This window comes from uncultured Oscillibacter sp., from assembly GCF_910579365.1.
Lineage (GTDB): Bacteria > Bacillota > Clostridia > Oscillospirales > Oscillospiraceae > Oscillibacter.
This window is the reverse complement of the sequence record NZ_CAJTUX010000081.1, coordinates 1-10,215: the sequence shown is the minus strand read 5'-3', so window position 1 is coordinate 10,215 and position 10,215 is coordinate 1. Positions and strand designations below refer to the sequence as shown.

The 10,215-nt window shown below is 63.6% G+C and carries 7 protein-coding genes; 5 read left to right on the top strand and 2 right to left on the bottom strand.

All coding sequences use genetic code 11. The features are described from left to right. The 4 genes from QZ329_RS13495 to QZ329_RS13480 all read left to right on the top strand — a co-directional run. A partial coding sequence (locus QZ329_RS13495) for an AAA family ATPase (RefSeq protein WP_295753486.1) occupies positions 1-1,387 on the top strand: 1,387 nt, incomplete at its 5' end. After that, a complete protein-coding gene (locus QZ329_RS13490; RefSeq protein ID WP_295753484.1) occupies positions 1,377-1,895 on the top strand; it encodes a GNAT family N-acetyltransferase in 519 nt (172 codons plus the stop codon). The genes QZ329_RS13495 and QZ329_RS13490, both read left to right, overlap by 11 nt. Positions 1,896-1,991: 96 nt before the next feature. Then, positions 1,992-3,506, top strand: coding sequence for a 4-alpha-glucanotransferase (gene malQ, locus QZ329_RS13485; protein ID WP_295753482.1), 1,515 nt, complete (start codon positions 1,992-1,994; stop codon positions 3,504-3,506). A 166-nt stretch (positions 3,507-3,672) separates the two neighbouring features. Continuing rightward, the gene (locus tag QZ329_RS13480; RefSeq protein WP_295753480.1) at positions 3,673-5,418 is read left to right on the top strand and encodes a Na/Pi cotransporter family protein; all 1,746 of its coding nucleotides are present in this window, start codon (positions 3,673-3,675) and stop codon (positions 5,416-5,418) included. 73 nt (positions 5,419-5,491) lie between these two features. Here the strand turns inward: QZ329_RS13480 and QZ329_RS13475 are convergent, their stop codons facing one another. Continuing rightward, a complete protein-coding gene (locus QZ329_RS13475) occupies positions 5,492-7,315 on the bottom strand; it encodes a peptidoglycan DD-metalloendopeptidase family protein (protein ID WP_295753477.1) in 1,824 nt (607 codons plus the stop codon). Between the two features lie 343 nt (positions 7,316-7,658). Between QZ329_RS13475 and pta the strand changes: the two genes are divergently transcribed. After that, positions 7,659-8,639: a phosphate acetyltransferase gene (pta, locus tag QZ329_RS13470; RefSeq protein WP_295753474.1), complete on the top strand. Its 981-nt coding sequence runs from the start codon at positions 7,659-7,661 to the stop codon at positions 8,637-8,639. A gap of 340 nt (positions 8,640-8,979) precedes the next feature. Here the strand turns inward: pta and QZ329_RS13465 are convergent. After that, the coding region (locus tag QZ329_RS13465; protein ID WP_295753472.1) for a stage V sporulation T C-terminal domain-containing protein at positions 8,980-10,215 on the bottom strand (1,236 nt) is incomplete at its 5' end.

Below are 10,215 nucleotides of genomic sequence, written 5' to 3'. Positions count from 1 at the left end.
GCTGCTGGTGGGCCCCCCGGGCACCGGCAAGACCCTGCTGGCCAAGGCCGTGGCCGGAGAGGCCAACGTGCCCTTCTTCTCCATCTCCGGCTCCGACTTTGTGGAGATGTTCGTGGGCGTGGGCGCCAGCCGGGTGCGGGACCTCTTCAAAGAGGCCAGCAAGGTCGCTCCCTGCATCGTCTTCATCGACGAGATCGACACCATCGGCAAATCCCGGGACAACCGCATGGGCGGCAACGACGAGCGGGAGCAGACCCTGAACCAGCTCCTGGCGGAGATGGACGGCTTCGACCCCACCAAGGGCGTCATCCTCCTGGCGGCCACGAACCGGCCGGAGGTGCTGGACCAGGCCCTCCTCCGCCCCGGGCGGTTTGACCGGCGCATCACCATCGACCGGCCCAATCTGGCGGGCCGCGTCGCCACGCTGGAGGTTCACACCCGGAACATCCGCCTGGGGGAGGACGTGAATTTGAAAAAGGTCGCCCTGGCCACCGCCGGGTGCGTGGGGGCGGACCTTGCCAACCTCGTCAACGAGGCGGCCCTCCGGGCCGTGCGGAAGGGCCGGAAGCTGGTCAGCCAGGAGGATATGCTGGCCGCCTTCGAGCTGGTCATCGCCGGCACGGAGAAGAAGGGCAGCGTCCTCACCGAGTTTGAGAAGAAGCTGGTGGCCTACCACGAGGTGGGCCACGCCATGGTGGCCTATAAGCAGAAAAACACCGAGCCGGTGCAGAAGATCACCATCGTTCCCCACACCCAGGGCTCTCTGGGGTACACCCTGCTGATGCCCGAGGAGGACAAGACGGAGCTGCGGACCCGCGAGGAGCTCATGGCCAAGATCACCGTCTCCATGGGCGGCCGCGCCGCCGAGGAGGTGGTGATGGACACCATGACCAACGGCGCGTCCCAGGACATTCAGGACGCCACCAATGTGGCGCGGAACATGGTGGCCATGTTCGGCATGAGCGAGGAGTTCGGCATGATGGCCCTGGCCTCCCGGCGGAACCAGTACCTGGACGGCGGCTATGGCATGGACTGCGCCCAGGACACCGCCGCCCGGATGGACAAGGCTGTGAAGGCCCTTCTGGACGAGGCCTACAAGACCGCCGTGGAGGTAATCCGGGACAATCGGGAGGATATGGACAAGGTGGTCGCCTACCTTCTGGAGAAGGAGACCATCACCGGCGCGGAGATGGTGGCCATCATCGAGGGCCGGGATCCCGCCCTGGTGGAGAGCCCCTACGCCTCCACCCGTCCGGCAGAGATCGAGGCTCCGGCGAAAAAGGTTCATATGATCTCCGAGAAGATCGTGGCCCCGGAGGAGCCGGTCCCGGAGGCCGGAGAGAAGGCCTCAGAAAAACCGGAGGAGGAAGAGCCCCGTGATTCGTAAGGCCGCCGCCGCCGATCTGCCCGGAATCGGGGAGATTTACGAGGCCATTTTTGACCAGGAGGCCCGGGGCCCTGCCTACACCAACTGGCTCCGGGGGACCTATCCCACCGTGGACAGCGCCCGGCAGGTGCTGGAGGCCGGGACCCTCTATGTGGGGGAGGAGGACGGCGTCCTCTGGGGCGTGGTGAACCTCAACGGCGTCCAGCTGCCGGAGTATGATGAAATTCCCTGGTCGATTCCCGCGGAGCGGGAGGCGGTGGGGGTCATCCACACCCTCTGCATTCACCCCCGCCAATCCGGCAGGGGCCGCGCCCGGCAGATGGCGGCATTCTGCGAGGAGACCGCCCGGGCCCAGGGCAAGTCTGTCATCCGCCTGGACACCTGGGAGGGGAACGTACCCGCCAACCGTTTGTATCCCTCACTGGGCTACCGCTTTGCCGGGGCCACGGAGTTTTTCTTCCAGGGGTACATCCGAGAAACCCTGAACTGTTACGAGAAAGCGCTTTGATTTTATCTCAGAAGAACGACCTCCGGTTCCCTTGACAACCGGAGGTCGTTTTTTTACAATAGAGAGGCACACTATCAACATGGGAGGTTTGATCTTATGAAGCGTTCCGCAGGCATACTCCTGCCTATTTTTTCCCTGCCGTCGGAATATGGCATCGGTTCCCTGGGGGCGGAGGCCAGAGCCTTTGCCAACTTTCTTCAGGACGCCGGGCAGTCCTGGTGGCAGATTCTGCCCGTGGGTCCCGCCGGGGGCGGGGACTCCCCCTACACCAGCGAATCCACCTTCGCCGGAAATCCGCTGTTCATCGACCTGGACCTTTTGGCGAAGGACGGCCTCCTGACGGAGGAGGAGCTCTCCTCCGCCCGGGTCCCGGCGGGGGATAAAATCGACTACGGCGCTTTGAAAAAGAGCCGGGAGCCCCTGCTGCGCAAGGCCTTTTCCCGGGTCAGCGGCGAGACGGCGGAGGCCGCCCGGGCCTTCGCGGAGCAGAATCCCTGGGTGCGGGAGTACGCGCTGTACCGGGCGGTGAAGGGGCATTTCGGCGGCCTGGCCTGGTTTGACTGGCCGGACGAGGGCCTCCGCCGCCACGAGGGGGAGGCCGTGGACCGCTGGCGGGTGGAGCTGGCGGAGGAAGTGGCCTTCCAGACCTGCGTCCAGCACTGGTTTTTCACCCAGTGGGCGGCCCTGAAGACCTATGTCAACGGCCTGGGCCTGGGGCTCATCGGCGATCTGCCCATCTACGTTTCCCTGGACTCCGCCGACGTGTGGAGCGAGCGGACGGAGTTCCTTCTGGACGGGGAGGGGCGTCCCTCCAAGGTGGCGGGGGTGCCGCCGGACTACTTTTCCGAGGACGGCCAGCTCTGGGGCAACCCCCTGTACAACTGGCCCGCCATGAAGCAAAACGGCTTTGGCTGGTGGATTCGCCGGGTGGAAGGGGCCACCAAACTGTTCGACGTCATCCGCATCGACCACTTCCGGGGACTGGAGAGCTATTGGGCCGTCCCGGCGGGGTCCGAGACCGCCCGGGTGGGTGCCTGGGAGAAGGGCCCCGGTATGGACCTTCTGGGGGTGCTGACCTCCTGGTTCCAGGGCATCGCCTTCATCGCCGAGGACCTGGGCATTCTGACGGACGGCGTCCACCAGCTCCGGGAGGAGTCCGGCCTGCCGGGGATGAAGGTGCTGGAGTTTGCCTTCTCCGGACCGGACAACGCCTATCTGCCCCATCAATACCAGCCCCGCTGCGTCTGCTACACCGGCACCCACGACAACGACACCGCCGCCGGGTGGTACGCCGCCGTCGGAGAACAGGAGCGCGCCTTTGCCGAGCGCTATCTGGGAACCTCCGGAGCGGAAAACATCCGGCAGGCTCTGCTCCGGGCGGGCCAGGGCAGCGTGGCGGAGCTCTTTGTGGCCCAGATGCAGGACTACCTGGGCCTTGGCAGCGAGAGCCGCATCAACGTCCCCGGCGTGGCCGAGGGCAACTGGCGCTGGCGGCTGCTGCCTGGCCGGACCGGGCCGGAGCTGGCGGAGGAAATCCGGTCCCTGACCTCGCTGTACGGCCGCTGCCCCTGGAGACCGGAGCCGGTCGAAGGGACAGAGGGCGGCGAATAAGACAAATCAGAAGAATAAAATTTGGTTGAACTGCCAAAAATTTACGCAAATTTTGCGTTTTGGTAATTCCGCCGATTTCCCTGCCACACCCTCCACATATATAATGGGTCCAGCACATAAGATGGAGCGTCCGGTTTGACGCGGACGCGGAAGTGAGGAGACGCCTATGGATATTTTTTCCCTGTTTACCCTCTGCGGCGGTCTGGCCTTTTTCCTCTATGGCATGACCACCATGTCCAAGAGCCTGGAGAAAATGGCCGGCGGCCGGCTGGAGCGGCTTTTGAAGCGCATGACCTCCAACCCCATGAAGGGGCTTCTTCTGGGGGCGGGCATCACGATTGCCATTCAGTCCTCCTCGGCGGTGACGGTAATGCTGGTGGGTCTGGTGAACTCCGGCGTCATGGAGCTGGGGCAGACCATCGGGGTCATCATGGGCTCCAATGTGGGCACCACGCTGACGGCCTGGATTCTCTCCCTCACCGGCATTGAGAGCGAGAGCGTGCTTTTAAATCTCCTGAAGCCGGAGAATTTCTCCCCTCTCTTCGCCCTGGCGGGCATCCTGCTCATCATGGGGTCCAAGCGGCAGAGGCGGCGGGATATCGGGCGCATCCTCATCGGCTTTGCCATCTTGATGTACGGCATGGAGCTGATGAAGCAGTCCGTCAGTCCCCTGGCGGAGATGCCGGGCTTTTCCGACCTGCTGACGGCCTTCCACAATCCCCTTCTGGGCGTGCTGGTGGGGGCGGTGTTCACCGGCGTTATCCAGTCCTCGGCGGCCTCCGTGGGCATTTTGCAGGCCCTGGCCCTCACCGGCTCCATCACCTACGGCATCGCCATTCCCATCATCATGGGCCAGAACATCGGCACCTGCGTCACGGCGCTGATCTCCTCCATTGGGGTCTCCCGGGGAGCGAAGCGGGTGTCCGTTATCCATGTGGCGTTTAACGTCATCGGCGCGTCTATCGGACTCATCGTCTTCTGCGGGGGAGACCTGCTCTTCCACTTCCCCTTTATGGACACCGCCGTGGGGGCGGTGGGCATCGCCCTGTGCCACACGGTGTTCAACGTTCTGACCACCGCGCTGCTGCTGCCCTTCTCCGGCCAGCTGGAAAAGCTGGCCCGGGCGGCTGTCAAAGAGGGGGACAAGACCCCTCAGATCGCCTTCCTGGACCCCCTGCTGCTCCGGACCCCCGGCGCGGCGGTCAGCGAGTGCGTCGCCCAGACCTGCCAGATGGGCGCCCTGGCCCGGAAGAGCCTGCTGAGCTCCCTGGGGCAGCTGTCCCACTACAACCAGGAGCTGGAGGCGGAGCTTCTGGAGAACGAGGACAAGCTGGATATCTACGAAGACCGTCTCAGCGGCTACCTGGTGCAGATTTCCCAGCATGGCCTGTCCATGGAGGACATCCACACCGTCTCCCGCCTGCTCCACGCCGTGGGGGACTTCGAGCGCATCGGGGACCACGCCCTGAACATCCAGGAGTCCGCCCGGGAGCTTCACGAAAAGGGCCTGAGCTTCTCCGGCTCCGCCGAGGCGGAGCTCCGGGTGCTGGAGCGGGCCCTGGAGGACATTCTGACCGCCTCGGTGGACTGCTTCCAGGCGGACGACCCCGCCGCCGCCAAGACGGTGGAGCCCCTGGAGGAGACCATCGACCAGCTCACCGCCGAAATCCGGGCCCGGCACATCCGGCGGCTTCAGAACGGGGAGTGCACCGTTCAGCTGGGCTTCATTCTAAGCGACCTGCTGACGAATCTGGAGCGGGTCAGCGACCACTGCTCCAACATCGCCGTCTGCGTCATCGAGGAGCGGGAGGACCACGCCGAGCAGCGCCACGCCTATCTCCACGACTTCAAGGCCGCCGGGGAGTTCACCGAAAGCCTGGACAAGGATTTGGAGAAGTACAAGCTCCCTTGAGTTTCCGCCAGAGACGCGAAAGGACCGCCGGAAGAAATCCGGCGGTCCTTTTTTTCTGGGGAACAGCGGCGGGCTACAGATAGTTCAGCGGGTTCTTGGCCACGCCGTTATAACGGACCTCAAAATGACAGTGGTTGCCGGTGGAGTTGCCGGTGGAGCCGGCCCGGGCAATCTGCTGGCCCTTGTAGACCTTCTGGCCCACGGAGACCGTCAGGCTGCTGTTGTGTCCGTACCGGGTCACATAGCCGTTGCCATGGTCGATCTGAACCAGATAGCCATAGCCGCCCATCCACCCGGCGTAGGTGACGGTGCCGCCGTCCGCGGCGTAGATGGGGGTCCCTCTCGGGACGGCGATGTCGATGCCCTTGTGATTGGTGGAGCCGATGCCGCCGGGGGAGCTGCGCCCGCCGAAGCGGGAGGTGATGCGCCCGGTGGTGGGCCAGCGGAAGGTGCCGGAGGCCGCCGTGATGGGCTTGGGCTTCGTGCCCCGGAGGCGGTGCTCCGTGACGGGGTCCCGAAGGGTGACGCTGGAGAGCACCGTCCGCTCGGTCTCCTCGCCGTTGACATAGGTGACGTTGGCCACCGTGTCCGCCGCGCCGTATTCACCGGAGGAGGTGACCCGGTAGTCGCCCACGTAGATGTCGGCGCTGTCGGTGTATTCCACATCGAAGGCCACGCTGTCCACATACCGCTCCTGCTGAATCACGGTCATGGTCAGATAGGGCACGGAGGCGGACATGGTGAGAATTTCGCCGATTTGCAGCTTGTCGATGTTATAGCCGGGGTTCAGGGCCTCCAGCTCCTTGGAGGTGAGGCCGTGGTCCTCGGCAATTTCGGACCAGGTGTCCCCCTTGGCCACGGTGTAGGTGACCTCGGCGGTCTTGGTGCTGTAAAGGGTTTCCGCCAGATACCCCAGGTTCATCAGGCTGTCGGTGGCGACGAACTCCTCCTTGACCTCCACCTCCTCGGCAAAGGAGACGGAGATGGTGCCCTCGTTGGTGGCGGAGAGCTGAATCTGCTCCAGCAGCTGCTCCAGCGCGCCCTTGTAGGGCGTGGCGCCGATGCGCTCGCCGTTGACATACAGGCAGTAGGCGGCCGTGACCATGCCCACCTCCTGGCTCAGCTCCTCTTCATAGGTCTCCTTATCCACCAGGTCCTGCCGCCGGAGAAGGCCGGAGGAGTATTGAATCAGGGAGTCGTCGATGGTAAAGGTCCGGCCCAGAGTCTGGGCGGTGACCTTCTCCAGCTCCGCCCGGGCGTCCTCCGCCTCCTTCTTGCTGGCCAGGGAGGCCAGCACCTTGCCGTCATAAGTGACGGTGACGCCGTTGGTGTAGGTGGAGAAGAACAGCAGCACTGCGGCCAGGGCGCAGCCCCCCGTCAGGAAGACGGCGGGATGAATGCGCCAGCGGCGCTTTTTCTGGGCGTTCTTCTGCCGGGACGCGCTGTTCTTTTGCAGAAGGGCCTCCTGGAACAAGCTGCCCCACATGGGCAGCATCCCCCAGAAGAACAGCGTCAGCTGAACCGGCAGCCGTTCCGATTCCGGGAAACGGTGGGCCTTGTTCTCCCGGACGATGCGCCGCCAGCGGCGGCGGAAGTGCAGTTTTCGCTGGGCGATGGTCTGGCGCAGGGAGTGAGGTTCCTGCCGCTCCTGAGGATGGGATGGAGACGGCGTCTTCCGCTCCGAACGGGGGGCGGCGCGGCCCCTGGCCGTGCGGCGGCGCTCTGGCCGGCGCTGGTCCGGTTCCTCCGGCTCCCAATCTCGGATGGTGGGGGGGAGGTCCCACTCCCGCCAGGGACTCCAGCCCTCCGGAAGGTCCTCCCGCGCTCCGGCGTCCGGAGCGGACTGCTTCACCGCCGGGCGGGGCGGCGCGGTGGTCTTTTTTCTGTCTTCGCTCATAGGTCTCCTCGTATGCGCCCCCTCCCCGGGCGTTCCCGGCAAAAGGGGCGGGATGTCCATAAAAAGTTACAATTTGTTACCAATGCCTATCATACCGCTTTTTTCCCTTTTCGTCAAGCCCTGGGCTGGGCAAAAAAGCGGGGATATCCGGCGCTTTCCCGGTGATTTCGACGGGAAACGCCGCTTCCGGCGGAATCAGTGTGCCATATTCCGGTTGGTAAATGGTGACAGAAGCGTAAATTTTTATGGAAAGGAGCTGAAATTTGGATTGACCAGGGCTGGCAAAGGTGTATAATGGAGACGTAAAGTCTCAGCGGAAACTTGTACATCTGGAGGAAGAAACATGTTTGAATTCTTAATCAAGAAGCTGAAGGCCCATCCCCGGAAGATCGTCTTCACCGAGGGAACCGATCCCCGCATTCTGGAGGCCGCCGCCCGGCTGCTCTCCGCCACGTTCCTGATGCCCGTCCTGGTGGGCAACCGGGAGGAAATCCTGGCCGCCGCCGAGGAGGTGGGCTTCAACGTCAAGGGCGCGGAGATTCTGGACCCCCTGACCTTTGAGGATATGGAGAAGATGGTCGCCGAGATGGTGGCGCTCCGCAAGGGCAAGATGACCGAGGAGCAGTGCCGCGAGAAGCTGAAGCAGGGCAACTACTTCGGCACCATGCTGGTAAAGATGGGCTATGCCGACGCTCTTCTGGGCGGCGCCACCTATTCCACCGCCGACACCGTCCGTCCCGCGCTCCAGCTCATCAAGACCAAGCCGGGCTGCAAGATCGTCTCCAGCTGCTTCATCCTGGTCCGTCCCTCCGCCACCGGCGACCCCGACGTCTTCGCCATGGCGGACTGCGCCATCAACATCAAGCCCACGGAGGACGAGCTGGTGGAGATCGCCGTGGAGACCGTGCAGACCGCCCGGACCTTCGGCATCAACCCCAAGGTGGCCTTCCTCAGCTACTCCACCCACGGCTCCGGCGCCGGCGACGACGTGGACAAAATGCATCAGGCCTGCGAAAAGGCGAAGTTCGCCCTGCCTGGCGTGGTGGTGGATGGCGAGCTCCAGTTCGACGCCGCCGTGTCTCCCCGGGTGATGAAGACCAAGTGCCCCGATTCTCCCGTCCACGGGCAGGCCAACACCTTCATCTTCCCGGACATCAACGCGGGCAACATCGGCTACAAAATCTGCCAGCGCATGGGCTCCTTCGACGCTTACGGCCCCATTCTCCAGGGCCTCAACGCCCCCATCAACGACCTCTCTCGGGGCTGCAACGCCCAGGAGGTCTATTCCATGGCCATCATCACCGCCGGCCTGTGCGGAGACTGAGCGGCCTGTTCATCCGGGCAAACAGATCCCGCATAAACGGTTGAACGGAACCGGCAAAATCGGACAATTGATAAGAAGCCCCCTTGTGCAAGATCATCAGCCTGCACAGGGGGGCTTCGGCTTATGTAAAAGAAAGGTGCGCAAGGATGCACTCTGCCAGCCGGAGGCCCTCCGGCAAGCTCATGCCCTGATGGGACAGCGGGTTTTCCTTTACAGCCCAGACGCCCCCGGAGAAAAGCGGGAGCGGCGCGTCTGCGCCGCTCCCGTCAACCCTCGGTTTCCCTGCCCGAGACCGCCCGCACGGCCTGGGGCAGCGCATCCGCCAGGGATTCGCCCGTTCTCAGCTCTCCATATGCCGCCCCAAAAAGGCGGCGATGGTCTGGGCCAGCTTGTACTCCGCGTCGCCGGTGGCAGCGCCGGGCGTGCTGCCCACAAACAGGACCATGCCCAGCAGGTCTCCCTCCGAGAGGATGGGCGCCGCCACATTGGTGACCAGTTTGTCGCTGCCGTCGCAGACGGGGATGGCGTCCCCTTCTCCGCTGTACTGGTAAATGCGGCGGCTCTCCATGATCTGCTCCAGCTCAGGGGTGATGCGCTTGCCCAGCAGCTCCCGTTTGCCGCCGCCGGCCACGGAGATGACGGTGTCCCGGTCGGTTACGGCGCAGATGCAGCCGGTAGAGCGGCTCATGGTCTCGCAGAGCTGCCCGGCAAAGTCCTCCACGCCCCCCAGAAGGGAATACTTTTTGAAAATGACCTCGCCGTCCCGGCTGGTGTAAATCTCCAAGGGGTCGCCGTTGCTGATAACCTTGACAGTGAAAATTTTTCCCCGGCGGTGGTCGCTCTCCTGGGTGATTTGGATTTCATAGGGCTTTTCGGGTACGTTTAAGGGAATATTGGCGGGAGCCATGGCCGCCACGGCGGGGCTGTCCTCCCATTCGTCGGAGCGGAGCAGAGCGTCGATGTCACTTTTCAGCAGAACTTCAATGTGGTCCTCATAGACCTTGATTTTATGAATGATGAGCTGGAGGTCGTTCCGGTCCAGCTTGGGCTTGGCCAGAATGTCGTCGAAGACCTCCAACGCCGTTTTGGCTGTCCGGTTCACTTGGATGATGGTGTTCCGCTTGTCCACCGTCATGGCAATCTGGTTTTGGATGCCCTCGATGCGGCGAAGGAGGTCGCTCTCCAGCTCGTCATAGGTTTCCTCCAGGACCTCCTCCCGGTCCGGGTGCTTCATGATGTCCCGGATGCGCTGGCGTTTCGTGGCTTTCAGCTCCTCTTGGAGGTCCGCCAGCACCGCTTCCAAATTGGCGGCGCTCTGCTCCGTTTCGGCCACGTCCTCCTCTTCCTTGGCGAGGTCCGCGTTGAGACGGTCCAGCATGGCGGCGGAGTTGTCTTTGACCTTTCGGACATAGATTTTCAGCAGCTCATCCAGCTTGTCCACACGGATGTGGTGGCTGGTGCAGCCCTTCAATCCCCGCTTGTGGTACTCCCCGCAGCGGTAGGCGTCCTTGATGTCCCGGCGGCTCATGGCGAACATGGGGGACCCGCAGTCGCCGCACTCCAGGAAGCCGGAGTA

Excerpts from the sequence above, each read along its gene's own strand:
- malQ (WP_295753482.1), top strand. The coding sequence starts at position 1,992 with ATGAAGCGTTCCGCAGGCATACTCCTGCCTATTTTTTCCCTGCCGTCG.
- QZ329_RS13480 (WP_295753480.1), top strand. The coding sequence starts at position 3,673 with ATGGATATTTTTTCCCTGTTTACCCTCTGCGGCGGTCTGGCCTTTTTC.
- QZ329_RS13475 (WP_295753477.1), bottom strand. The coding sequence starts at position 7,315 with ATGAGCGAAGACAGAAAAAAGACCACCGCGCCGCCCCGCCCGGCGGTG.
- pta (WP_295753474.1), top strand. The coding sequence starts at position 7,659 with ATGTTTGAATTCTTAATCAAGAAGCTGAAGGCCCATCCCCGGAAGATC.